We start from the raw sequence: 25,155 nt of genomic DNA on the forward strand, positions 1-25,155 counted from the left end.
TATAAAACGATTATTGTTGACGTTTGTTTGTTCAGTTTTCAAAGAGCAATTTAGTTAGTCACCAAGAAGCAACTTTCCTAATATACCATTTATCAACATTTACTGTCAATAGTTTTTTAAAAAATTATTTCCCGTCGTTTACTTCAACATTTTGTGTTGTTTCAGCGACGGATATAAATATAACATTATTCCAACATAATGGTCAATACTTTTTTAAAACTTTTTTAGTTTTTTTCTAAAACCTTATAATATCGATGGTAAACGCCTGGACTCTTTGTTGAAACATTGACTACTTCTATTAAATGTTTATCAATCAAATATTCTAAAAGCATACCAAGATCCACTGCATAAATAAGTAATTCTTCTTTTTCTAATAGCTCATTAAATGTCCAAGCTTCCTTCTCTTTTAATATATCAAGAATATGGCTTGTACTTGTTCTCATTCTGGAATGAATTAAGAATTCACTTGCTAAGAATAATAGTTCGAGTCTTTTTTCAATCGGCTCATCACTATTTACTAGCTCTACATATAATTTATAGATTTCTGGCTCGATTTGTTTTACTTGGCTCCAGACTGTTACTTCTGGATGGAAGCCATTTTCAATCACTGCTAAACGTGCTAAGTGATGTAAGGAATGAACAATATCATTATACGCATCAAGATAGTGCTTATTTTCAAAGAAAGCTTTCCCGTCCATATATCGTTTAATAAGCTTAGCAAATTCTAGTGCCATCTTTTGTTTTCTTTCGTTAACGGGAAATTCTTTTAACTCATTTTTAAGTTGATAAATATATTCGTTTCGATCAAAAACAACTCTTCCATTGTATATCCATTCAAATATTCGTTTATTATTCCCTAATAAAATCCAGCTTCTTAATTGTTGTTCTGTGACAATATGTAAAGCTGCTTTCTTTTCCGCATAAGTATAATGCTTTATAAAAACAGGCTGTTCTGCTTCTTTTACAATAATAAGCATCACCGTGTCAAAAGTGTCTGTCACAGTCATTTCATTTTGTTTCTTATCAATGATTAATACGCCCAATGTATTTGTCTGGCTAGCTCTTTCTTGATATATAGGACGAAGAATATCTTCCATCGTTATTCCTCCATCTCCATGAATGAATTTTATTCGTTTCGTATTATTTCGACAATTCCTATTAAAATCCTGCCCTATTTCAAATAGCATACATGAAATCTTACTACAACTTGTTTAAAAATAGAATTACTTTTTTTCTCTGTATTCCACCCTAGCAATACAAACGTGCCTTTTAAAATAACAAACAGAAAAAAGAGGTATCTTATTAAGATTAACCTTCGCATCTTTTATACGAAACCTAATCTTAATAAGACAACCTCTTCTATTCCTTACATTAGTGCGCTTCATTTTTAGCACAATCAGGACAAGTACCGTAAATTTCGAGACGGTGATGGCTGATTTTAAATCCTGAAACATGGCTGGCAAATTGTTCGACCTCATCCAATCCTGGATAATGGAAATCAACTATTTTGCCACACTCTTTACAGATAATATGATAATGGTGAGAAGTAATGAAATCAAACCGACTAGAAGAATCTCCGTATGTCAGTTCCTTTACTAAATTTACTTCACGAAAAACTCTTAAATTATTATAAACAGTGGCTACACTCATATTTGGGAATTTACCTTCAAGTGCTTTATAAATTTCATCGGCAGTCGGATGTGACATTGAGCTTATTAAATATTCAAGTATCGCATGACGCTGCGGGGTAATGCGCACTCCTGTTTCCTTCAGCTTGTCAAGAGCTTCCTGTAACTCATTATGCTCGTTATGTTCCACGGACATGCACCCCATTTCTAAAAGATATTCTTATTTTATAATGTTTATAAATAGTGTACTAATAATAGGAGGGTTTTGTCAATACAGTTACTGTAATAACGCCGTTTATAGATGAATAAACCGTTAAAAACAACAACGATAATGATTATTTAACAATATCGACTATTAGATAAGAGTTAATGATGGAATGTTATTGATAATACACTTTCATTATATGCATATAACCTAATATTTTTCACCAGAAGTTTTATCCATTTCCCGTTTATATAAGTGGAGGATGCCTTAATGCAAAAAAAGACCAACGAACGCTTCGCTGGTCACCGACATATATATGAGGAGGTATATGCTCACTATACAATATGCTTATCGCTTCTTAATGAGTGGACAAAAGTCCCTAGCTTGAAAATTAGGCTTCGATTTTTTCTAATGCTTGCTTTATTTCCTCTACATGGCCTGCAACTTTAACTTTCCGCCATTCTTTAGCAAGCTTGCCTTCTTTATCAATCAAGAAGGTCGATCTTTCAATCCCCATATACTCTTTTCCGAAATTCTTTTTTAGCTTCCAGACATCAAAGCTTTCCGCTACTTCATGATTTTCATCGGATAATAATGGGAATGGCAGCTCGTGTTTTTCGATAAACTTCTTGTGTCGCGAGATTGGATCTGGGCTAACGCCTAGTACGACTGTATTAAGGCCTTCGAAATCCCCATGGTTATCGCGGAAATCACAAGCTTCTGTTGTACATCCAGGTGTCATATCTTTTGGATAAAAGTATAAGACAACATTCTTTCCCCAGTAATCAGACAGTTTTATTTTTTCTCCATTATCTGCTTCTAGTTCAAAATCTGGCACTGTTTCTCCCAATTGAATCGACATAGTATCCCGCCTTTTCTTGTAATATACCAAGCCTACCTAATTTGCTTGGATGAATCAAGAAAAGGAGATTGCTAATTATTCAAATCTAGTACTGCTCTTGTAACAAAGGCTGCCGGAATCGTGTAGCCTATCAACGCCTCCACAAGAACAACCATTCTTCCAATCCCAATAGGCATTAAATCTCCAAACCCTACAGAGAATAAGGTTACACCGCTAAAATAGATGCTAGTGTGGAGAGTATGAAAAAAATCATAGGTTAAAGAAGGAGTCTGCCCATCATTATAAACAGGAATTCCATTCATTTGGAATAACGTATAGATTAAGCCAAAGCCAATCATAATGGTGATATAGACAAAAATTAGATACATAAAATTTTCAAGGGATACCCATTTTTCTTTTACGCGGTAAGGAACAAACAATGTTCTTAAGCTCATCGCAATAAAAAAAAGGATTAAAGCTAATAAGACATAAAACATTCCCTTACCCCCTTACTTCCTTGCTGCATGGCCTGAATACTCCATCATTAATATTTATGCTTGTCTTAGTTAATTATGCGTTTATCCACTTACACCTACCTGAGAAGGTATGAAAGTTGCCTGTTGTTATAAAGCTGTTCCCCTTTATCTTCTTTCAAAAAGTGCTAAAATGAAGGAAGGTATTATTACAGAATGATACGATTTATAGGAGGTTTATATGTTACATACCAATTCAGAACGATTACATGAAGAAGCTTTAGAGATTATTGTCGGAGGTGTCAACAGTCCTTCTCGCTCATATAAAGCAGTTGGTGGCGGCTCACCGATTGTAATGGAAAAAGGACAAGGCGCTTACTTCTTTGATGTAGACGGAAATCAATATATCGATTATTTAGCTGCATATGGCCCGATTGTGACAGGACATGCACATCCACATATTACAAAAGCGGTAACTCGCGCAGCCGAAACGGGATTATTATTCGGAACGCCAACTCCGCATGAAGTAAAATTCGCGAAAATGCTGCAGGAAGCAATCCCTTCCATGGAAAAAATCCGTTTTATGAATTCCGGAACAGAAGCAGTCATGACGACAATTCGTGTTGCTCGTGCATATACTGGCAGAAACAAGGTAATTAAATTCGCTGGTTGTTACCACGGTCACTCGGATCCAATGCTAGTGGCAGCTGGTTCTGGCCCTTCTACCCTTGGCACTCCAGATTCTGCAGGTGTTCCTGCAGTAATTGCTGCTGATGTTATCACGGTTCCTTTCAATGATTTAGATGCATATAAAGATGCGCTGGAGAAATGGGGAGATCAAGTTGCTGCTGTTCTAGTAGAACCAATCGTTGGTAACTTCGGTATCGTAGAGCCTATTGAAGGATTTTTACAAGGAATCAATGAACTAACCCATAAAGCAGGCGCACTTGTTATTTATGATGAGGTTATTACAGCTTTCCGCTTTATGTACGGTGGAGCACAAGACTTATTAGGCGTGCAGCCTGACTTAACAGCATTAGGAAAAGTTATTGGCGGCGGTCTACCAATTGGCGCATACGGTGGTAAAAAAGAAATTATGGATCAAGTAGCCCCAGTTGGCCCAGCATACCAAGCAGGAACACATGCCGGAAACCCAGCATCTATCCAAGCAGGAATCGCCTGTCTCGAAGTATTAAAGCAAAAAGGTGTATACGATTATCTAGACAAATTAGGCGCATTGTTAGAAAAGGGCATTCTAGAAGCAGCAGCTCAATACAATGTTCCAATTACTATTAACCGCCTAAAAGGAGCGCTTACTGTCTTCTTTACAACCGAAAAAGTATACAACTACAAACAAGCAGAAAGCACAGATAGCGAAATGTTCGGCCGCTTCTTCAAACTATTAGTAGAACAAGGAATCATGCTAGCACCATCCAAATACGAAGCATGGTTCATCACAATCGCACACACAGAAGAAGACATCGAAGCAACCCTACACGCAGTAGACCAAGCATTAGCAACATTAAAAGAAGAGTATAAGTTTTAAATACTAGTTTGAGAAAAGGTTCAGAGGAATTCTGGACCTTTTTTTCATTTCCACCAAATTAGCACAGCCGACGAATCGTTCCCCTTCAATGGAAATTACCACCTATTAGAACGGATATTCTATACTCCTATTTCCACATTTCACCCATTTCAAATTTCTCAAATATATCAACAATATGTCCATTTTTTTAAAATCCATCGAAAAAAGAAAAAATCAGGCATTAGTCTATTGAAGTTAGCATCTAATCACTGTATAGTACAATATTGTGTTTACTTTTCGTGTTTTTCGCAAAAAGTAAGGGGTATAGGAAAATATTAAGATTTAAGGAAAGGATCACTTATTTATGACATTAGGAGCGCGCGTTCTGAAAACAGGGATCGCCATCGTTTTAGCTTTATTTCTAGCGCAACTATTAAATGCACCAACTCCTGTTTTCGCAGGAATTTCTGCCATTTTTGCCATACAACCAACCGTCTATCGGTCTTATTTATCAATTATTGAACAAGTACAAGGGAATATCATTGGCGCGATTATTGCAGTCATCTTTGTATTAAGCTTTGGCAACAATGTCTTTATTATTGGACTTGCAGCCATCATTGTTATTACTATCAACTTAAAATTAAACTTAGAAAAGACGATTACCTTATCTGTTGTTACATTAATCGCGATTATGGAATCACCTACCGATGATTTCATCACCTTTGCGGTTATTCGTTTCTCAACAGTGATGCTAGGAATACTTTCTGCATCCATCGTTAATCTGATTTTTCTACCGCCAAAGTATGAAAATAAATTGTACAATCAAATTTCCGACTTGAGTGAGGAAATAACGAAATGGATCCGCTTGAATATTAGACATGCATCTGAGCATGGCCTTTTAAAAAATGATATCGATAAAATGTCCGACCGATTAATGAGAATCGATCAGTTATATACACTGTACAAAGAAGAGCGTAATTACTTTAAAAGAACAACCTTATTAAAAACGAGAAAATTAGTTATTTATCGGCAAATGATTGCGACATTGAAGAAATCTTTTCAAACCTTGAAAAAGATTCATCGCTACGAAAATGAATTATTAAGCTTGCCAGAGGACTTGCAGAATATTATCCAACAGCAGCTAGATTGTCTTATTCACCACCATGAACATGTGATGCTCAAATTTATTGGAAAGGTAAAGCCAAATGTTGTTTTTGAAGAAGGCAGCATTTCCCTTGACCGCGACATGCTATTCCAAGAATTAATGCATTACTATAAAGAGACCGAGTCAACCGTGCACGAAAATGCAGAAGAGTTAAAGCAATATCATATGATGCAAATTGTCTCTGCTATCATTGAATATGACGAGAACGTAGAGCATCTTGATACGTTAATTACTTCTATCCAGGTTCATCATAATCATGAAGCAGAAGTAACGATTGAGGAATAAAAAAACGATCCAGAGCGAAAATGCTTCTGGATCGTTTTTTTAATTCCCCAATTGCTGTATTTGAAATAGATCATGATAATGACCTTGTAATTTCATCAGCTCATCGTGTGTGCCATCTTCCATGATTTTTCCGTGCTCGATTAAAATAATTCGATCTGCATGGGTAATCGTAGATAGACGATGGGCGACAATTAAGGTCGTTCTGTCTTTTGCTAGTTCTTCAAGTGCTTCTTGAATGGATTGTTCACTTTCTAAGTCTAAAGCAGAAGTTGCCTCGTCCAAAATTAAGATTGGCGGATTTTTCAAGAAAACGCGAGCAATCGCTACTCTTTGTTTCTGCCCTCCACTTAATTTCACGCCTCTTTCTCCTACTTTCGTTTCGTATCCTTCTGGCAGCTGCATAATAAAGTCATGGGCATTCGCAGCTTTTGCGGCAGCAATCACTTCCTCTTCCGTCGCATTCGGTCTTCCAATCATAATATTCTCTCTAATTGATTCACTGAAAAGAATATTTTCTTGAAGCACCATCCCGATTTGATCCCTTAAAGAACGGGCTTGTAAATCTCTTATATCCCTTCCATCTAAGAGAATCCTTCCACCTGTCACATCATAGAATCTTGGAATGAGACTAATAAGCGAAGATTTTCCTCCCCCACTCATTCCAACAAATGCGATTGTCTCTCCTTGCTTAATATGTAAGGAAACATTATCTAATACTTTCGGATCCTTTGTATCATAAGCAAAATCCACGTCTTCAAAAGCAATATCTCCTTTTACATTTACACAAGGAATGGCATTCGGCTTATCCTGAATATCATATTCTTCATCAATTAAATCAAATACCCGATCCATCGATGCGATGGATTGCGTTAATGTAGTAGATGAGTTCACTAATCTTCTTAATGGATTATACAATCTTTCAATATAGGCGAAAAATGCAATCATTGCTCCTAAGGTAAGATCGCCATTCAATACTTGATAGCCTGAATAGGCAATCACAAACAAAGGAGAAATATCGGTAATCGTATTCACAACAGCAAACGCCTTAGCATTCCATTTCGTATGATTGACCGCTTTTTCCAAGAAGGCATTATTATACTTTTGAAAATGCTTTTGTTCATGATCTTCCGTAGCAAAGCTTTTAATAACAGAAATCCCTTGCACTCGTTCATGCAAAAAGCTTTGTACCCCAGCTAGTGCCTGTGATCTTTCTCTTGTCAGCGTACGCAAATTCCCAAAGAAATAGCTCACGGATAACGCATAGAAAGGCAATAAAATGATCGAGACGAATGTTAGCTTAATATTCATCGTGAACATAATGCCGATCGTAATCAAAATCGTGACGGCATCTAACCATAAATTCATTAAGCCTGTTAAAATAAAGTTTTTCGTTTGTTCGACATCATTTATGACCCGAGAAATTACTTCTCCTGCACGGGTGTTGGAATAATATTTGAGACTTAATTTTTGCAGATGCATAAATAACTGGTCTCTGATATCGTATAGAATTTTATTAGAAGTCCATTGTGCGAAATATTGACGATAATATTCAATCGGTGGTCTCACCACAATAAAGATAATCGTCATGACAATCATGATTGTCCATAAATTGCTCATTTTGGTTGCCTGGGCTAAGTCTGGATTATTGATAATATCATCGATTACATACTTTAATAGCAATGGTATTAATAATGGGATGGCAAATTTAACAATGCCGATGATGATTGTTCCTATGATTTGCCAACGATAGGGCTTTACGAAGGCCATATATCTTTTAATACTGTCCACATATACTCCCCTCTCTATGTTGCTTTTGTTTTATTTCCTTTTTTGGTGTTTGGAAAACTTGATAGTATGTCTTTTTGTAAAATTGATCATTAAATTTGTTGCTTGTCTAAAGTTTTTTAAAAAATAATGAACGTCAGTTACCTTTTTTATCTTTTCGAGGACCGGATGGGCTTTGATAACCTCTCTCTGTTACCTTTTGCTCGCTTTCAAAACTGGATCGGGCTTAGATAGCCTTTCTCTGTTACCTTTTTCTCGCTTCCTTAACTGAAATGGGCTTAGATAGCCTCTCTCTGTTACCTTTTGCTCGCTTTCAAAGCTAGATCGGGCTTAGATAACCTTTCTCTGTTACCTTTTTCTCGCTTCCATAGCCGATTTGGGCTTAGATAGCCTTTCTCTGTTACCTTTTTCTCGCTTTCAAAGCTGGATCGGGCTTAGATAGCCTTTCTCTGTTACCTTTTGCTCGCTTTCTTAGCTGAAATGGGCTTAGATAGCCTTTCTCTGTTATCTTTTTCTCGCTTCCTTAACTGAAATGGGCTTAGATAGCCTTTCTCTGTTACCTTTTGCTCGCTTTCATAGCCGATTTGGGCTTAGATAGCCTTTCTCTGTTACCTTTTGATCACTTCCATAGCCAAATCGGGCTCTGATTAATCAAAACTCATCGCTCATTTTCATAAAGCAATGCTTCGTCTGTAAATCCTTCAACAACAATGAACCATTTTATCACTATTCTTTGCTAATGCATAAGAAAAAAGCCTGCTGAAATTCAACATGCTTTTTTCAGTCATCCATATTAACTTCTGTACGTTAAGTATCTTTCATACCACAAATCAACAAAATCTGGTGCAAAGGGACCTTTTCTTTGTCTTATCCATTGTACTAATTGATTTACTTGTGCCTTCAAAATTTGATCGATAACATCTGGATATTTCATTTCTTCTCGGTGACGCTCGTATTCGTCTTCATCTAGTAAATTAAATGTCATATCCGGGAAAATTTTGATGTCCAAATCATAATCAATATATTTAAGTGCCTCTCCATCATATATAAATGGTGAGCTTAGGTTGCAATAATAATGAATGCCATCTTCTCTAAGCATGCCAATGACATTAAACCATTGTTGCGAATGAAAGTAACAAATTGCAGGTTCACGAGTTACCCACGTTCTTCCATCTGATTCTGTAACAATTGTACGATCATTACCACCTATTATTAAGTTCTGCGTCCCTTTAAGTATCGTTGTTTCGTCCCAGATTCGATGGATGTGCCCATTATGCTTATAACTGTGAATTTGTATTGGTTCACCCTCGATAGGTACGCCCATTTTTCTTTCTCCCCTACTTTCTATTTACGGACGCTTTGTAACCTGTTACATACTAAAAAGCGATTCATTATTTCATTTAAGGCAACAAAGTACGATTCCTCTTTTTTCTTATTATAACGGTTCTCTAGTAAATTTAAAACAAAAGAACCATTGAAATTACACAATGGTTTGAAATATTCCATATTTTTTTATGAACTGGAAGATAATTTTAGCTCATTTTCTTGATAGACCCGAATGACTTTTTCTGTTTGCATTTCAAAGATTTGTTGTATTTGTTTGAGCTCTTCTTTCATTTTGCCGATTTCTATTTGTACTTCTTTTAATTCGGTTTCTTTTTGCAGCATTTGTAATTGTGCTTCAATTTCTTCGCACCGTTCTAATTCTCCTTGTAAATATAATAGTTTTTCCATAATTCGCATTTGCTCTCCTACTAAACCGTTAAATACATCCATGAAAAAACACATCCTACTCTTATTTTTAGGTTCTGTATAGTTTTGCTTGTTTGATTTTTAAGGAACAGTCCTTTTATCTATAAAATCTTTCTTTAACTATTTCTTCGTATGTATATTAATTCCTTTGACTACTTCTGTAGACTAAGAAGAAGTTTTGTCGAACTTTTTTTAAATTGGTAAATTGTTTTTCTAAAGATATTTCAATGGGAGCATAAAAGTATGATGGCTGTAAAAAAAGCAAAGGGCACTCTCCCGTAAGTGAAGTGCCCTTTGTTTGCATTATTTGCTTGAGTTTTGAGATTTTTTAGCTTCTGCTTGTTGGTTGAATTTTTTTACTTCAGCAGCATTAGTTTCGCTTGCAAATTCAGTACCAAATTGACCTTGTTGGCCAGCAGATTGAGCGTTTTGTTGTTTTACTTCTTGAATGTTAGTTCCAGATTGAGTAAGACCAGCTTTTTTTGCCATGAATATCACCTCCACGCATATTAATTTGTCCCAGACATTTCGGTTCTATCCAAAGAATTTCATTACCAATAAAACCCACCTTTCAAAAAACAAAAAGAGAATTCTCCTAAATAGGAAAATTCCCTTTTCTACTTATACTAATAAAGAAATACCACCATCAACAATAATCGTTTGTCCTCTAATCATGCTTGCATCATCGCTTACTAAAAACATGACTGCATTCACGAGATCTTCCATTTCCACCATTCTTCCCGCTGGCGTTTTATCAGCTGCCGCTTGAAGCAATTCTTCTCTGTTTGGAAAATGCGTTAACGCTTCTGTATCAACCGCTCCACCAGAAACGGCATTTACTACGATATTTAACGGTGCTAATTCTACTGCTAAATATCTCGTTAACGCTTCAACCGCTGCCTTACTTACACCAACCGTTGTATAGTTTTCTAAATAGCGAATCGCCCCTAATGAACTGATGCTAACAATTTTGCCGCCTTTATCCATTAGCTTTGCCGCTTCTTGTGCACAGAATAATAGTGCTTTCGTGTTTATATTCATTGTCCAATTCCAATGAGACTCTTCTAATTCCATAATCGGTCTTAATACACCAGATGCTGCATTATTAACAAAAACATCTAAACGCCCAAATTCTGCTTTTATCTCTGCAAACATTGCTTTAATTTTATCTACATCGCCAACATTTGCTTTTACTAAAAGAACTTTTCTCCCTAATGCCGTAATTTCATCAGCAGTTTCTTGCGCTGCCTTTTTACTTCTTGCATAGTTAACAACAATGTCATAGCCCTCTTTTGCTAAGCGAATCGCTGTTGCTTTTCCTATGCCTCTACTGCTTCCTGTAATTAATGCTACTTTGTTTGTCATACTTTTTAATTCCTTTCCCATCCATTTACTTTTCATTTTACCTCTATTGATGCATAGTTCGCAATCAACATTAGCACAATAGGTATGGACACCGGTTAAGTAAAGGAAGGTAATAGATGATGTATGATGGTAGAGATATGACCCAATTAGCAATGATGGCTAAATCTGACTGGAAGGATAACGAGCTTGCCCACTTCCATCACTCCCTCCAGCAAATGACTCCCTATTTAAATAGCGAAGGAGCAAGCATTCACCGTGAAATAATAGAGGAGATTGAAAATAGAGGCGGGTTAAAAAGAAACGTAGCAGAGTAATGTGTAGAGGGGTAACCAACTACGGTCACCCCTTATTCACTTGCTCCGGTAAAAACTTCAGCATCTTTTGATGAGACACTGGGAATGGGAAAGGTTCAATTTCTTCCGCATTCACCCTTCGTAAATCTTCCTTTTCCTCTTTCAAATCAATCAATTTTCCACTATAGACATTGATGTTCCAAATTAAATGAGAAAAGACATGTTCAATTCTAGTAATCATTTCGCCAACTTCTACCGTTGCCTGATAGTCTTCTAAAAGCTTTTCCTCTAACTGTGCTTTCTCGCTTGTTAACACTTGAACGATTTCCATATTCGGGAATTCCCATAGATTTGCAAGCAATCCTGTACTAGGTCGTCTATGAATCAATGTTCTTCCACCTTCATCTGTCAAAACGACTGCAGCAAGCTGAAGCGACTTTTGCTTCTTGCTTTTTGTTTTAATCGGCAGCTCTGTAACTGTTCCTTCATCAAACGCATGACAATGCTCTCTCACAGGACAAAGCAAACAAGACGGCGAAGTAGGTGTACAAATTAACGCACCCAATTCCATCAGCGCTTGATTAAAATAAGATGGATTCTCATGGGAAATGAGAACACGAACAGCCTCTTCAAATGTTTTTCTTGTTTTCGGCTTAGCAATGTCTTCCCATATCGAAAGAATTCTCGATAGAACCCTCATGACATTTCCATCGACTGCAGGCTCAGGAACACCATATGCAATGCTTAAAATTGCTCCTGCAGTATATGGACCAACACCCTTTAAGTTGGAAATTTCTTTCGGAGAATCCGGCACCTTCCCTTCATACTTTTCATGGACTTCTTTGACAGCATCATGTAAATTTCGTGCTCTGGAATAATAGCCTAATCCTTCCCAAGCCTTTAATACTTTTTCTTCTTCCGCTTTAGACAATGCTTCTATTGTTGGAAATTGAGAAATAAATCGGTTGAAATATGGGATAACCGTATCAACCTTGGTCTGCTGAAGCATGATTTCAGACACCCATACTTTATAAGGATCCTTATCTTTTCTCCACGGAAGATCTCTTTGTTCCTTGCTAAACCAATTTAATAAATCCTCTCTAAATTGCTCTACATTCACTTGGTTCTTAATCTTTTCTTGCCTTTCTGTCACTATAAACCTCCATATGTTAATTATTAATTTTTTTTGGGAATAACAAGGTATAAACTTCTTTTTATTCTATTGGACATAGCATGCATCATAGGATGAAATGGGATAGAATGAAAGTATCACAAATCTTACTTACGAAGCGATACCCTCGCCAATAGATTTAATGATATGAAAGTAAGTATAAATAAGTAAATTTGTCTCATTTTAAATAAGAGAACCATTTTTTATAAAAATTACGCGATTGTCCGATTGTTTGACATTGTTATTTGTTATTTAATAACATTATCCGACTTTATCGTGAATACACAATTCTTTCGCTGTTTGTAGTGTATCTTTTGTTAAGCGAAAAGAAAAGCATATTTTAATTGTAATTATGGTGTTTTCATCCAAATAATAACGGAGAAAAATCAGGGAGGTTTGGTATTTTGGATACAGGAACACATATTGTCATGGGAATTGCACTTGGTGGGTTAGCCACGTTAGACCCCGTTGTTGCTTTAAGTCCAGTAACAGCAACAAGTGTCATGATTGGCACAATAGTCGGCTCTCAAATACCAGATATCGATACGGTTCTAAAATTAAGAAATAATGCTGTATATATACGAAATCATCGCGGCGTGACGCATTCCATACCTGCGGTCATTTTATGGCCTCTTCTTATCATAGCGGTCATCTACCCATTTTCATCAGAAGCAAATTTGCTTCATTTATGGCTGTGGACCTTCTTAGCGGTTTTCCTGCATGTTTTTGTCGATATTTTTAATGCTTACGGTACACAGGCTCTGCGTCCTATTACAAATAAATGGGTTGCTTTAGGTATTATCAACACATTTGATCCAATCATTTTCTCTCTGCATATTATAGCTATTCTATTTTGGGCGTTTGGCTCAAACCCAGGGTATACCTTTTTAACGCTTTTCATCGTGCTTATCGGCTATTATCTGCTTCGCATTTTCACGCAGCAGCAAGTTAAAACAAATGTGAAAAAAATGATTCCTGATGCGACTGAAATCATTTTATCACCAACAATGAGGTATAACCATTGGCGTATTGCTGTTATGACAGAGAACTCCTTCTATGTTGGCCGTTCGCATCAGCATGAAATCGAAATTTACGATAAATTCCATCGTATTCCGATTCCTAATACACCCGTTCTTGCAGCAGCTCAAAAAGATAAGAACCTAGCTGCATTCTTATCCTTTTCTCCTGTATTTCGTTGGGAGGTCACGGAGCTAGAAGATCAGTACCAAGTCCGTTTTATTGATTTACGCTATCGAAGTAATGGACACTATCCATTTGTCGCTGTTGTTCATCTCGATTTAAACTTAAACATTATTACCTCCTACACAGGTTGGATCTTTAGTGAAGATAAGCTTAAAAAGAAACTCGACATCCTAACGAATTAACATAAGACAGGTCGACTTCGAAGTCGACCTGTCTTATGTTATATGCATTTTTTAATGTAATTTCTTTTTATCATCTGTAAGGAATTCTTTATATTTTGGATTTTCCGCGACAAATTCATGGAGCTTTTCTCCATAGTTTTCAATCCACTGACTGACAACTTTTTCTGTCACTTCTTCTCCTTGATATTTCCGACCGGCTTTTGCATATGTTGCCTCAAAATCTTCCCATAATAATTCAACCCATGTTTGTGCTTGCCCTACCGAAATAAAAGAATTAAGCTCCAATAACCGTTCGACTAGCTTTTTCTGTGCTTCATGCATCGTTGATCCCTTCTTTCTTTTTCTGTTTTTACTTATAGATTGCAGGTGGATAACAAATACTATCCGTAGTAATAAACAAATAAAAAGTTTATTACCGTTTACTTAGTTGATACTTGGAGGTATAACGATGGGAAATGTAGATAACACAAATGATGTGAAGCTTGAAGGGGAACCGAGAGCTAAAGCAGAATTCGCTTCTAAAAGAGCAAATGGTACAATCAATACACATCCTCAAGAGAGAATGCACGCTTCCTCTCATCGCAGACCGAAAAAGTAAGGAAGCAGCTTTTCATTCTTTTGGAAAGAAGGAGAGACCATTTATGGTCCCTCCGCTCCTTTCCTCAGCCCTTCTTTTTCAATAGCGCAATCGGAATGCCTTCTTCTTGGCTTCCTTCTATTTTTCGTTTTCCCCAGGCAAACACACCATTCATATAATCAATTTGAAAAAAAACTCCTGGATCGCCTTCTATTTCATATACTTCATTCGCTTTAAATTCTTTTGGATCTAATAAATAAGATTTTGCGAGAACTGCTTTTCTTTCTAAAACAGCATATTCATTAATCATTCCAAGCTGTTCCGCTTTTTTTGCTTGATCATTTAAAGTGGATATTTCCATACGGAGCTCATGTTCTGTCATCATGCTATATCTTTTTGTCAGCATTTTTTTCCCTCCACTACAAACTAGTGTAATAAAATTCGCTATATTCGGCAAAAAATTAGCTTTTATAAATTACTTTTTCTCAAAATTAACCTGCAGCTTAAATCCGCAAATAATTTTCCTTATCGAAAAACAGCAACCAAATTACATTTCATTGTCGATTTCATCTAAATACTGTTCGATAAGGTCCATCGAGAATCCTTTTCGATATAAAAATTGTTTCATTTTTTGCGTGAATTCATAGCCTGTAAATTTCGCGAATTTCCTTAAAGCCTTCTCGCCATGAATCCGAATGGTTTCTAATTCATCGCTATCCATTTCAAAAACCTCTGGCATCCTTTTTATTTCCTGAATAATAGCAGTTGTATATCCTTTCCGAACAAGCGTTTGCTCTAATTTCTGCATTAGAACTTTCTTGGAATCCTTTTTATTTCCCGCTAAAAATTTAACCATGATTTTTTGGGCAGACTGAATTTGATCCTCATATGCAAACTCTTCCATGGCGCGCTCGATTAATTCCATTGGAACTCCTTTTTCTTTCAGTTCTCTTTTAATCGTTTCTGGTCCCTTTGTTGTTGTATTCCGCTGTGTCCGAACATAGGAAAATGCATAGTCCTCATCATCGATAAATTTCATATCCTTTAATTTTGCCATTACTTCTGATACAAATGAATCGTTTTCCATTTTAGCGGAGAGATGTTTTCTTACTTCCATTTCTGTTCTTTTCACTTTAGCCAAATACCTTACTGCCATGTGGTAGCCTTTTCTTATTTCATCCGTATATTGAATTTCATTTAATAAGAGTGAATCTAATTCCATCCCTTTTCGCAACTGATACTTAATTAATACAGTTTCATCTACACTAAATGCATAAACATCTTTCCCTTGCTTCACCGTAAAAATATTGTACCGGTCATTCAATTCCTTTTGTCTTGTAATTTTACTAATAATCATCCTATCACCACATCATCATCTATTGTAGCCTTCTATACTCCCAGCCTAAAAGAGAAATTATCCTCAAACACATTTACTTCTACTTAAAATGTAGCATAGAAAAGGATGAATAGCAGTACTTTTGCCTTTGGAATCCTTCCAATATTTCATACCCTTAAGCGAATCTATTTCACTTAACTAGGAAATAATAAAGAACATACTTGTAATTAGAAAGGAATGATAATAAATGGAAGGAAAGAAAAAACAAAAACCAAAGCATACATTATCTAGCATGCAAGCAGTAAACTATCAGCATGAATTTAAAAAGGCAGATCGGGCCGCTAGCAGAAAAGATACTAAATAATAAAAACATTTCCTACTTCGGGAGAGAATCCTTACAACCATTCTCTCCTGCTCCCTTGTGGAAAACCCTTACATTTTTGTGGATAATGTGGATAATTCTGTGGAATACTTTCTTTTCAGCATTTTTCTTGTGAGTAAATAAGTTGATAACCAGGATGTTTATCCACAGATGATAGTAGTTATTATTTTCTGAAAATACAACAAAAAGGGCCTTTCCATTCTCATGGCTAAGACCCTTTTTAAAAAATAGTATGATATAATTGCATAAACGAATCCTTTTAGATGATTTCTTTCTTGTATCTTCTTTCTTCTAATGCATGAGTTTGATTATAGTAGAAAATGTATTTTTGAAAATAATGATTTCTTTCTAAGCCCCCCCTCGCCTTGTTTGATTTTTGCGAATATTTATCTGCTAGTCGTTTACTATGTCTGATTTTTATTATTAGTAAAACAGATTTCATCATTCTCCCCCTTTAAAAATTCTTAATAACGAACATATTGTTAATTTTTTTATATACAACCTTATTTATTCGTTATTAAGAACACTTAGATATAAATCCCCCTCTATATGTTTAAATATAAGCCCATTCGTTCTTTATGTCAATGCACATTTGTTTTTTATAAAGAACGACTCGTAGTAATTTTCAGACCAATAAAAAAGTCGAATTCAATTTAACGTGAATTCGACTTTTTTTGCTTAAGAAAGAAACGCTCTTTCTTGTGAAACTATTTCGGTAATATCCTTCAATATTACTTCCTTTTCCAGATAGCTTGATTTAATGCCAAAGTGTGGCTCAATATATTCTATCGCCTTGTTGCCCATCAATAATAGCTTTACTGCTCGATAAGGCATATTAATACCAGCAAGACAGCTATAATGTAGACCCCCAGACATTCTTGGGTTAATCTCTAATAATTTTGGTTTGCCCTCTTTATATTTCACTTGAATATTATAAACAAAGGGAATCTCTAATACTTGGTTTATTTTCTCCGCTAACGTTATTAATTCTTGATTCTTTTCTAATTCCCTGATTCTTCCTTTTCCCTTTTTCCTTGGGATAGCCGCCATTAACTCTCCATCATACGCTAAACAATCAATGCTATATTCTGTTCCATCCAAATATTCTAACACCATTAAAGGCGGAAATTCTGATTGCTGTTTTAATATATGGTAGATATGTTCAAATGTGATTTTATGGGAAACACCGTTGTAAAATAGTTCCTCAATAGTAGCTAAGCGCTCTTGTATTATTCGAAAACCATTTCCTCCTTCCCCTATTACAGGCTTAAAGCAGACCGTATGACCTTTCTCTTTTAAAGCGTAATAAGCCTCTTTAAAAGCTTCTGCATTCGTTACTATAAAGTAATCAGGAATAGAAACATACTCCTTTAATAAAGAATGATTCTCTATTAATTGATAGGTAGCTTCTTTGTCATCGAGCATTTCCATCAAATGAGCATCTGGGCAAACAAGCACCTTCACTCCTAATGCATTAAATTCCTTTAGATGCTTTGCAATAAGGACATTTTCCTTTCTTGGTACAAATATATCAATCGAATGGGTTCTACAAAACGCTAAACAAAATTGAAGATAATCTTCTCCTGTAATACTCGGTTCTTTAAAAGCAGCATCACAATAGCTTAAGTATAGGGCATTTTCATTGTTAGAAGTTCCATATACTTCAAATTCAATTCCATCTGAATTATAGCGAATCATATCAATAAAATGTGCAACTGTTGTGAACCATTGGTTAAACCAAATTCTTTTCTTCATTTCTCTATCCTTTCAGCTATACTAATGATTACCATTTTTTAGCTTCTCTTTAAAATTTTTAGTATGTATAATCCACCTTCATTTTATTCTTGATGCTAAGCAAAAGTTCGACAAGTACCTCCAAATTCCTGCAACACCCAGCAAAATTCACGGAAAGTTCTAATTTTTTATTCTGTTTCAAGTCTTTAAATTTAGGGAAAATATAAAAAAAATAATACTTTTATTTGTATAGACAGATTCTAATTTGCACTATTCTATTAGGCTCATGCTATAATTAATAAATAAGTATTAATTTTGTAAAAAATGTTAAAAAGGAGATCTGTTTATGACAAAATTCACTGGCTACATAGGCACATATACAAAGAAAACGAGTAAAGGCATTTATTCCTTTGTACTAGACACAGACGAGAAAAAAATCACAGATGTTTCTCTTGCAGCTGAAATTGAAAACCCTACCTATTTAACGATTAGCAAAGATAATGAACATCTATTCGCAGTGGGTAAAGAAGGTTCTACAGGCGGAGTTTCTGCTTATTCTATCAATGCTGACGGCAGTCTATCGTTAATTAATAGCGAATATTCTGAAGGAGCCTCTCCTTGCCATGTAAGTGTGGATGCAGATAAAACAATTGTACTTTCTGCAAACTATCACAAAGGAACTGCTGAATCCTATCCGGTAAATACAGCAGATGGATCCGTAGACAGTGTTGCATCTATTATTGAACATTCTGGTACAGGCCCTAACACGGCACGCCAAGAAAAACCGCATATGCACTTCACTGGTTTTACTCCAAATGATCAATATGCTGTATCTGTTGATTTAGGAACAGACCGTGTAGATACTTATAAGCTTGTTGACAGTAAGCTTGAAGAAGTTAGCAGTTTATCCGTTAAACCTGGTAGTGGCCCACGCCATATCGCCTTCCATCCTAATGGAAAATTTGCTTATGTCATGACAGAATTAAGCAATGAAGTCATTGCTTTATCCTTTAACTCCGAAACGGGAGCATTTGAAGAATTACAATACATCTCAACCTTACCAATTGATTTCACAGAAAATAGCCAAGGAAGCGCGATTCATCTTTCTTCCGATGGAAATTTTGTTTATGCTGGTAACCGTGGCCATAACTCCATTGCAATCTTCAGCGTTAATGGTGAAACTGGTCAACTAACATTTATTGAACGAACTTCTACAGAAGGAAACTGGCCAAGAGATTTTGTTTTAGATCCGACAGAACAATTCCTACTTGCATCAAATGAACAATCGGATACACTTACTTTATTTGAAAGAGATACCGTTACTGGAAAGCTTACTCTACTGCAATCAGAAATACAGGCACCAGAACCAGTTTGTGTTAAGTTTTTAAATAATTAAGTTATTGTGAAAAGCGGAGGGCACCCGTTTAGGGGCGTGTGGGGTGGAGCGACCTTTCCTGAGATAAACGAAGAGCGATAGCGATTCGATGTTGACTTATCGTAGGGAAAAGGTTGTGAATCCCATCAGCCCCTGGGTGCCCGGAGCTAGACACCAAATTAACTTTAGAAAACTTTATTTCCTTAACAGTTAAGAAAGTGGAGATGGGCAATAGCCATCTCCTTTTTTGGTTTCTTACGTTTTTAAGCTAAATAGGCTTCCTGAACTTGTTTATTCGTAATGAGTTCTTCTCCCGTTCCTTCTAGCACAATTTCTCCTGTTTGAATAACATAACCCCGATTCGCAATTTGCAAGGCTTGGAAAGCATTTTGTTCTACTAGCAATATTGTCATCCCTTGTTTATTAAGCTCTTTTATAATTTCAAAGATTTGTTCTACGATGATAGGAGCAAGCCCCATCGATGGTTCATCTAGCATAAGCACCTCTGGCTGCATCATGAGCGCACGCCCAATGGCAAGCATTTGCTGCTCTCCTCCACTCATCGTTCCGCCTTTTTGCTCCACTCTTTCTTTTAATCTAGGAAAATATTCAAATACTTTTTGCATTCTTGTTTCGATTAATTGTTTATCCTTTACTGCAAATGCACCAATTAAGAGATTTTCTCGTACCGAAAGCTTGGGAAAAATTCGTCTTCCCTCTGGCACTTGCGAAATTCCCAAAACGGCTGTCTTATGTGCCGCTATATTGGCAATATCCTTTCCATTATAAAGAATACTGCCTGTTTTTATCGGGACCTGCCCACTAATTGATTTAAGGGTTGTAGATTTGCCAGCACCATTGCTTCCGATTAGGGTAACAATTTCGCCCTTGTCCACATGCAAACTAATTCCTTTTAGCGCTTGTATGCCACCGTACCATGCCTCTATTCCTGTTAATTCTAGTATCTTGTCCACGCTGCTACCCCCTTTAAGCAAATGATACTGCTCCTTTTCCTAAATAGGCTTCAATTACCTTCGGATTAGAACGAATATCTTCAGGACCACCTTCTGCAATTTTCTCTCCATGATCCAATACAATGATATGATTTGAAATTTCCATCACTAGCTTCATATCATGTTCAATTAGAATAATCGTCAAATCGTACTTTTTACACATATCTTGAATTAAATTTGTTAAAAGACTCGTTTCCTTTGGGTTCATACCAGCAGCAGGCTCATCTAATAATAAAATGCTAGGCTTTGTGGCTAAAGCACGAGCAATTTCTAGTCTCCGTTGCGCCCCATAGGACAAATTTCCAGCTGCTTCATTTAATAGATTAGCAAGCCCAACATATTCCAAAATCCGATATGCCTCTTTCATGGCTTCCTCTTCTTCATGTCTTGCCTTTGGCAATTGCAGCAAGGTTCCAATCAAGCTTCCTCTGATATGGTTATGCATGCCAACCATGACATTTTCCAATACCGTAATATCACTAAAAAGCCGGATATTCTGAAACGTTCTTGAAATCCCTTGTCTCGCTACTACATGTGGCTTAAATCCAGCAATCGCCTTTCCATCTAGCAATATTTGTCCAGAGGTCGGTTTATACACGCCTGTTATCATATTAAAAAAAGTAGTTTTTCCAGCACCATTCGGCCCAATAACGGCTGTAATCGAATTCTTTTCGACTGTCATATCAATATTGGCATTTGCTACAAGACCGCCAAATGTTTTTGTTAATCCTTTCACCTCGAGTATATTCACTTGATGCTCCTCCTTAAGCAATTAGAGTAGATTACTGTTTTTCTGTTATGCTCTCTTTTAATTTCTTTTCATTAAACTTCTTATTTTTAGCAGGTATCAATCCTTGAGGACGATATAAGGTCATAATAATTAAAAGTGCACCGAAGATGAATCTTTGCATTTTTGCTGGAGACAAGGCATCAGGAATGGTTGTTACTTGACTTAACCATCCAGTTAACTCTGTTAATACCTGTAAATTCAAAATGGTAACGACTGCTGCTCCCAAAATAACGCCTGGTACGCTTCCCATTCCTCCTAAAATAACCATTACGAGAATGGTCGTAGATTCTAAGTAAGTGAAACTCGTCGGATCAACAAACATTTGCTTAGCCGCAAAGACAACTCCCATCATTCCAGAAAAGGATGCACCGATAGCAAATGCCGTTAATTTTGTTTTTACAAGAGGAATTCCCATTGCCTGTGCAGCAATCTCATTTTCTCTTACCGCTTTCCAAGATCGTCCTAATTTTGTATGCTCCATTCTAGTAACCGCATAAATTACAATAATGAACATTACTAGCACAATATAATAGAATTGATTAGGCTGGGATAAAGTGATTCCAAAAATTTCTGGCTGTTGGATACTTGGAAGGCCCATCGCTCCATTCGTAATGTTTACTGGTTTATCTAAGTTATTAAAAACAATCCGGATTATTTCACCAAAACCTAAGGTTACAATAGCTAAATAATCTCCTTTAACCCTCAACACAGGAATCCCTAATAATACGCCAAATAATGCCGCAACAAATAACCCGATTATGATAAAAAACCAAAAGCTATTTCCAGACAAAGGATACGTTCCAAAGGGCATAAAATTATTAGCTTGCGCAGTAGCAAAAATACCATATGTATATGCTCCCACAGCAAAGAAGGCAACAAACCCTAAATCAAGCAACCCAGCAAGACCGACAACGATATTCAGACCTAGTGCCATACATACATAAATTCCTACCATCGTTGCTACTTCCATATAAGCCTGATAGGAAGGTCCTTGACTAGCTGACATTGGTAATACAATTACTAAAATAAGTAAGGCGATTGCCCACTTCATTTTATTTCCTAGATTCATATAATAAAGAAGTAGTAGCGATAATAGTAGAAGTAAAAAGGCAATAACTGACTTTTGCGAAAAGGCCAAGGCTGCAGTAGTAACCAATACATATGCAAAGAAAAGAATGATTTGTGCAACCTTATTAGTTTGGATTGTTTTGATCATGTTAGCCATCTTTTACACCTACACTTTCTCTGCTACGGCTTTGCCAAATAAGCCTTCTGGTTTAAAAATAAGAACGATAATTAATATGGCAAATGCGACAACATCTTTATATTCTGCCCCCATCACGCCACCAGTAATGATTGATAGATTGGCAGCTGTAAACATTTCAATTAATCCAATCAGCATGCCGCCAAACATTGCTCCACGGATATTGCCAATTCCGCCTAAAACCGCTGCTGTAAAAGCTTTAAGCCCTAGTATAAATCCTATATAAGGATCGATTGTTCCATACTGTACCGCAAATAATACTCCCGTTGCACCACCTAAAGCAGATCCTACAAAAAAGGTAACAGAAATTACTTTGTTCACATTAATTGACATTAAAGAGGCTGTATCTCTATCCTGAGCAACAGCTCGCATTGCCATGCCCCATCTCGTTTTATTAACGAAGAAATCTAATCCCACCATTAAAATGACAGCGACAATAATTACAACAAGAAACGAACTTTTAAAGCTTGCTGCATGAGAACCGAAAACGGATCCGATGCTAATCTTATCGGAGAATAGACTAGGTGATGTTAAGATATAATTTCCTTTGAATAATTCCGTAATAAAACGAACAATATCCTGCAATAGAAAGGAAATACCAATTGCTGAAATTAGAGCGATTAGCTTTGGCGCCTTCCGAAGCGGACGATAAGCAACTCTTTCAATTCCCATTCCTAAAAATCCTGTGATGAGACTAGTAATTAGAAGCATAATAATTAGCGATACAACCGCTGGTAACATGGATGTCCATCCTAAGCTTGTTAAAACGATTAAGACAGCTGTCCCAATGAATGCTCCGGACATGAATATTTCTCCGTGAGCGAAGTTTATTAATTCTAAAATTCCATAAACCATTGTGTACCCTAATGCAATAACGGCATATACAGCTCCTAATGTTAATCCATCAATTAAAACTTGCGGTAATGTTTGTAAGATTTCAGTTAGCATTCTCTTCCCCACACTTTTGATTTAATGGTGTTTAGTAGATAGATAGTAGCAATGAAACCCGTTATTTCCGCTACGGGCAATTGCTCTCCGCGGGGAGGGATGGGAGCCTCCTCGGCTTCGCCTGTGGGGTCTCCCATTTCCCTCATCTCCCGCAGGAGTCAAGTGTCTTCCGCTCCAATCAACTCAGAAATTTAAACGTTTAATAGTTAATATCTATCTACTAATAATAAATAATGAAACTTAAATTGGTAGACTTCTCTGGTTATGTAAATCAATTTCAAAATAAAAAGGGTACAGGTTGATCCATACCCTTTCTATCTTCTAGTTTATTGGCTGATTTCTCCATCTAATGTAGCTGGATATTTTGCTTCATCAAATTTGTAGATAAAAATTTTCGCGAATTTATTATCACCTTTATCGTCAAATCCAACTTCTGTAACTACCCCTTTGTAGTCTTGTGTTGCACGTACAGCTTTTGTCACGTCTTCACGTGATGGCAATTTGTTATCATTATCTTTAATTGCTTTTTCAATACCTGCTAGCAATACAGCAGCTGAATCGTATGCATATGCAGAATAGGATTCAATGCTTTTGCCAAAAGCTGCTTTATAGTCTTCAGCAAATTTAGAACCTTCCTCTGACTTTGTTGTGTCACCAGCAACGGAAGTAATAAATGTATTTATAACCGCGTCCCCAGCAATCTCAACGAAAGTAGATGAGTCTAATCCATCTCCACCCATGAATGGAATATCTAGTCCTTTTTCACGTGCTTGTTTAACAAGGATTCCACCTTCTGCATAAAGACCACCGAAATAGATTAAGTCAGGCTTTTTAGAAGCTACTTGGTTTAAAACACCATTAAAGTCTTTTTCACCAACTGTAATTCCTTCATATCCTACAATTTCTGCTCCTAACTCTTCAGCAGCAGTTTTAAAAGCATCTGCTAGTCCAGAACCATATGCTGTTTTATCTTGCACAACAAATATTTTCTTTGCACCTAATTTTTCCACTGCATATTTTGCACCTGCTGGTCCTTGGAAGTCATCACGTGCAACAACACGGCTAACTGTTTTTAAACCGCGATCTGTAAAGTCCGTTGCAGTACTTGCAGGAGATATACTTACAAGATTATTTTTCTCATACACTTCAGATGCCGGGATGGAAACACCTGAATTTAAGTGTCCCACTACTCCTAATACGGATTGATCAGCAACAACTAAGTTAGCATTCGCAACTCCTTTTTTGGGATCTCCTTGATCATCTTGTGCGTCTAATTTAAGTTCAAAACCTAATTCAGCAAATGTATCCTTTTGTTGATCAATTGCTAGTTGCGCTCCTAATTTAATTGCTTCTCCTAAGGTTGCGCTACCTCCAGAAAGCGGGGATTGCGTAACGATTTTGATTACCTTTTTGTCTCCTGATTCTTCTCCATCAGAGTTTGCATTTGAAGCACAGCCACTCATAAATCCTAGTGCTAATGTTGCTGTCATAGCTAAAGAAAGTACTTTTTTGGATAACATAGTATGCCCCCTATAATTGTCTTTTTCTCTATGAAGCTACGGGATTTTTTCCCAATTGCTCCTTATTCCATGTATGGATTATAATCCTCTTCTAGACAAGTGTCTTTTATATTGTTAGATATTCTGACGTTATATTTTCTAAAAAATGAATATATTCTGACATTTTTCTTCGTATTTCGAAATGATTGGTAGGATCAACAACATTTTTCTAGTTTTTCTATATAGTGGACCTGCTTTTGAAAAGTGAAGTCATAGCAGTGGAAGGATGGATTACGACTAGTTTGGATAGATAGAAAGATGGAGAGTGCTGGATTTTTTAGAGGAAGTTAATAAAACTATTGAT

Annotated in this window: 28 protein-coding genes; 7 read left to right on the top strand and 21 right to left on the bottom strand. The window is 36.4% G+C overall.

Annotated features, from left to right (window positions below):
• Window positions 1-224 precede the first annotated feature (224 nt).
• The 4 genes from RTL21_RS19690 to RTL21_RS19705 all read right to left on the bottom strand — a co-directional run bounded on the left by RTL21_RS19690 (window position 225) and on the right by RTL21_RS19705 (window position 3,171).
• Window positions 225-1,097 carry a nucleotidyltransferase-like protein gene (locus RTL21_RS19690; RefSeq protein ID WP_312098385.1) on the bottom strand — a complete coding sequence of 291 codons (873 nt, stop codon included), beginning with the start codon at window positions 1,095-1,097 and terminating at the stop codon, window positions 225-227.
• Between the two features lie 274 nt (window positions 1,098-1,371).
• The gene (gene perR / locus RTL21_RS19695) at window positions 1,372-1,824 is read right to left on the bottom strand and encodes a peroxide-responsive transcriptional repressor PerR (protein WP_312098449.1); all 453 of its coding nucleotides are present in this window, start codon (window positions 1,822-1,824) and stop codon (window positions 1,372-1,374) included.
• 400 nt (window positions 1,825-2,224) lie between these two features.
• The gene (bcp, locus tag RTL21_RS19700) at window positions 2,225-2,695 is read right to left on the bottom strand and encodes a thioredoxin-dependent thiol peroxidase (protein ID WP_312098387.1); all 471 of its coding nucleotides are present in this window, start codon (window positions 2,693-2,695) and stop codon (window positions 2,225-2,227) included.
• A gap of 71 nt (window positions 2,696-2,766) precedes the next feature.
• On the bottom strand, window positions 2,767-3,171 hold the full coding sequence (locus RTL21_RS19705) for an ion channel (RefSeq protein WP_312098388.1): 405 nt from the start codon (window positions 3,169-3,171) through the stop codon (window positions 2,767-2,769).
• A gap of 217 nt (window positions 3,172-3,388) precedes the next feature.
• Between RTL21_RS19705 and RTL21_RS19710 the strand changes: the two genes are divergently transcribed.
• Together RTL21_RS19710 and RTL21_RS19715 are read left to right on the top strand one after the other, a co-directional pair.
• Window positions 3,389-4,693 carry a glutamate-1-semialdehyde 2,1-aminomutase gene (locus tag RTL21_RS19710; protein ID WP_312098390.1) on the top strand — a complete coding sequence of 435 codons (1,305 nt, stop codon included), beginning with the start codon at window positions 3,389-3,391 and terminating at the stop codon, window positions 4,691-4,693.
• Between the two features lie 343 nt (window positions 4,694-5,036).
• Entirely contained in the window at window positions 5,037-6,122 is a 1,086-nt protein-coding gene (locus tag RTL21_RS19715) for an FUSC family protein (protein ID WP_312098392.1), read from the top strand.
• A 39-nt stretch (window positions 6,123-6,161) separates the two neighbouring features.
• Here the strand turns inward: RTL21_RS19715 and RTL21_RS19720 are convergent, their stop codons facing one another.
• From RTL21_RS19720 to fabL, 5 genes are all read right to left on the bottom strand, one after another.
• Window positions 6,162-7,910: an ABC transporter ATP-binding protein gene (locus RTL21_RS19720; RefSeq protein WP_312098394.1), complete on the bottom strand. Its 1,749-nt coding sequence runs from the start codon at window positions 7,908-7,910 to the stop codon at window positions 6,162-6,164.
• A 790-nt stretch (window positions 7,911-8,700) separates the two neighbouring features.
• A complete protein-coding gene (gene ntdP, locus RTL21_RS19725; RefSeq protein WP_312098396.1) occupies window positions 8,701-9,231 on the bottom strand; it encodes a nucleoside tri-diphosphate phosphatase in 531 nt (176 codons plus the stop codon).
• Window positions 9,232-9,419: 188 nt separating this feature from the next.
• A complete protein-coding gene (locus RTL21_RS19730; RefSeq protein WP_312098398.1) occupies window positions 9,420-9,683 on the bottom strand; it encodes a YgaB family protein in 264 nt (87 codons plus the stop codon).
• A 279-nt stretch (window positions 9,684-9,962) separates the two neighbouring features.
• On the bottom strand, window positions 9,963-10,148 hold the full coding sequence (locus tag RTL21_RS19735; RefSeq protein WP_312098400.1) for a gamma-type small acid-soluble spore protein: 186 nt from the start codon (window positions 10,146-10,148) through the stop codon (window positions 9,963-9,965).
• A 132-nt stretch (window positions 10,149-10,280) separates the two neighbouring features.
• Window positions 10,281-11,024, bottom strand: coding sequence for an enoyl-[acyl-carrier-protein] reductase FabL (fabL, locus tag RTL21_RS19740; RefSeq protein WP_312098450.1), 744 nt, complete (start codon window positions 11,022-11,024; stop codon window positions 10,281-10,283).
• A gap of 119 nt (window positions 11,025-11,143) precedes the next feature.
• Here fabL and RTL21_RS19745 point away from each other — a divergent pair, with 119 nt between their 5' ends.
• Entirely contained in the window at window positions 11,144-11,338 is a 195-nt protein-coding gene (locus RTL21_RS19745) for a hypothetical protein (protein WP_312098451.1), read from the top strand.
• Window positions 11,339-11,363: 25 nt separating this feature from the next.
• Here RTL21_RS19745 and mutY read toward each other — a convergent pair whose 3' ends face one another.
• On the bottom strand, window positions 11,364-12,470 hold the full coding sequence (gene mutY / locus RTL21_RS19750; RefSeq protein ID WP_312098402.1) for an A/G-specific adenine glycosylase: 1,107 nt from the start codon (window positions 12,468-12,470) through the stop codon (window positions 11,364-11,366).
• A 422-nt stretch (window positions 12,471-12,892) separates the two neighbouring features.
• Between mutY and RTL21_RS19755 the strand changes: the two genes are divergently transcribed.
• The gene (locus RTL21_RS19755; protein ID WP_312098404.1) at window positions 12,893-13,873 is read left to right on the top strand and encodes a metal-dependent hydrolase; all 981 of its coding nucleotides are present in this window, start codon (window positions 12,893-12,895) and stop codon (window positions 13,871-13,873) included.
• A 51-nt stretch (window positions 13,874-13,924) separates the two neighbouring features.
• Here RTL21_RS19755 and RTL21_RS19760 read toward each other — a convergent pair whose 3' ends face one another.
• Complete coding sequence (locus RTL21_RS19760) at window positions 13,925-14,194, bottom strand: YfhJ family protein (RefSeq protein ID WP_312098406.1); 270 nt, start codon at window positions 14,192-14,194, stop codon at window positions 13,925-13,927.
• 127 nt (window positions 14,195-14,321) lie between these two features.
• Here RTL21_RS19760 and RTL21_RS19765 point away from each other — a divergent pair, with 127 nt between their 5' ends.
• Entirely contained in the window at window positions 14,322-14,471 is a 150-nt protein-coding gene (locus RTL21_RS19765) for a small, acid-soluble spore protein K (RefSeq protein ID WP_031540334.1), read from the top strand.
• 64 nt (window positions 14,472-14,535) lie between these two features.
• Here RTL21_RS19765 and RTL21_RS19770 read toward each other — a convergent pair whose 3' ends face one another.
• The gene (locus tag RTL21_RS19770; RefSeq protein WP_312098409.1) at window positions 14,536-14,856 is read right to left on the bottom strand and encodes a YfhH family protein; all 321 of its coding nucleotides are present in this window, start codon (window positions 14,854-14,856) and stop codon (window positions 14,536-14,538) included.
• A gap of 141 nt (window positions 14,857-14,997) precedes the next feature.
• Entirely contained in the window at window positions 14,998-15,807 is an 810-nt protein-coding gene (gene recX / locus RTL21_RS19775; protein ID WP_312098411.1) for a recombination regulator RecX, read from the bottom strand.
• Between the two features lie 226 nt (window positions 15,808-16,033).
• Here recX and RTL21_RS19780 point away from each other — a divergent pair, with 226 nt between their 5' ends.
• On the top strand, window positions 16,034-16,150 hold the full coding sequence (locus RTL21_RS19780; RefSeq protein ID WP_312098413.1) for a YfhE family protein: 117 nt from the start codon (window positions 16,034-16,036) through the stop codon (window positions 16,148-16,150).
• A 277-nt stretch (window positions 16,151-16,427) separates the two neighbouring features.
• Here the strand turns inward: RTL21_RS19780 and RTL21_RS19785 are convergent, their stop codons facing one another.
• Window positions 16,428-16,610, bottom strand: a complete 183-nt coding sequence (locus RTL21_RS19785) for a hypothetical protein (protein WP_312098415.1) — start codon at window positions 16,608-16,610, stop codon at window positions 16,428-16,430.
• A gap of 236 nt (window positions 16,611-16,846) precedes the next feature.
• A complete protein-coding gene (locus RTL21_RS19790) occupies window positions 16,847-17,923 on the bottom strand; it encodes an ATP-grasp domain-containing protein (protein ID WP_312098416.1) in 1,077 nt (358 codons plus the stop codon).
• A gap of 325 nt (window positions 17,924-18,248) precedes the next feature.
• On the opposite strand from RTL21_RS19790, the gene RTL21_RS19795 reads away from it, so the two are divergent.
• Window positions 18,249-19,298: a lactonase family protein gene (locus tag RTL21_RS19795; protein ID WP_312098417.1), complete on the top strand. Its 1,050-nt coding sequence runs from the start codon at window positions 18,249-18,251 to the stop codon at window positions 19,296-19,298.
• Window positions 19,299-19,540: 242 nt separating this feature from the next.
• On the opposite strand, the gene RTL21_RS19800 is transcribed toward RTL21_RS19795, so the two are convergent.
• The 6 genes from RTL21_RS19800 to RTL21_RS19825 all read right to left on the bottom strand — a co-directional run bounded on the left by RTL21_RS19800 (window position 19,541) and on the right by RTL21_RS19825 (window position 24,812).
• Window positions 19,541-20,251: an ABC transporter ATP-binding protein gene (locus RTL21_RS19800; RefSeq protein WP_396954477.1), complete on the bottom strand. Its 711-nt coding sequence runs from the start codon at window positions 20,249-20,251 to the stop codon at window positions 19,541-19,543.
• A gap of 13 nt (window positions 20,252-20,264) precedes the next feature.
• Window positions 20,265-21,041: an ABC transporter ATP-binding protein gene (locus tag RTL21_RS19805; protein ID WP_312098419.1), complete on the bottom strand. Its 777-nt coding sequence runs from the start codon at window positions 21,039-21,041 to the stop codon at window positions 20,265-20,267.
• A gap of 31 nt (window positions 21,042-21,072) precedes the next feature.
• Window positions 21,073-22,305, bottom strand: a complete 1,233-nt coding sequence (locus RTL21_RS19810; protein WP_312098420.1) for a branched-chain amino acid ABC transporter permease — start codon at window positions 22,303-22,305, stop codon at window positions 21,073-21,075.
• Between the two features lie 9 nt (window positions 22,306-22,314).
• Entirely contained in the window at window positions 22,315-23,292 is a 978-nt protein-coding gene (locus tag RTL21_RS19815) for a branched-chain amino acid ABC transporter permease (protein ID WP_312098421.1), read from the bottom strand.
• On the bottom strand, window positions 23,286-23,429 hold the full coding sequence (locus tag RTL21_RS19820; RefSeq protein WP_312098422.1) for a hypothetical protein: 144 nt from the start codon (window positions 23,427-23,429) through the stop codon (window positions 23,286-23,288). Before RTL21_RS19820 ends, RTL21_RS19815 begins: the two co-directional genes overlap by 7 nt.
• 189 nt (window positions 23,430-23,618) lie before the next feature.
• Window positions 23,619-24,812 carry a branched-chain amino acid ABC transporter substrate-binding protein gene (locus RTL21_RS19825; RefSeq protein WP_312098423.1) on the bottom strand — a complete coding sequence of 398 codons (1,194 nt, stop codon included), beginning with the start codon at window positions 24,810-24,812 and terminating at the stop codon, window positions 23,619-23,621.
• Window positions 24,813-25,155: the final 343 nt, after the last annotated feature.

Source organism: Niallia sp. (assembly GCF_031978665.1).
GTDB lineage: Bacteria > Bacillota > Bacilli > Bacillales > Cytobacillaceae > Niallia.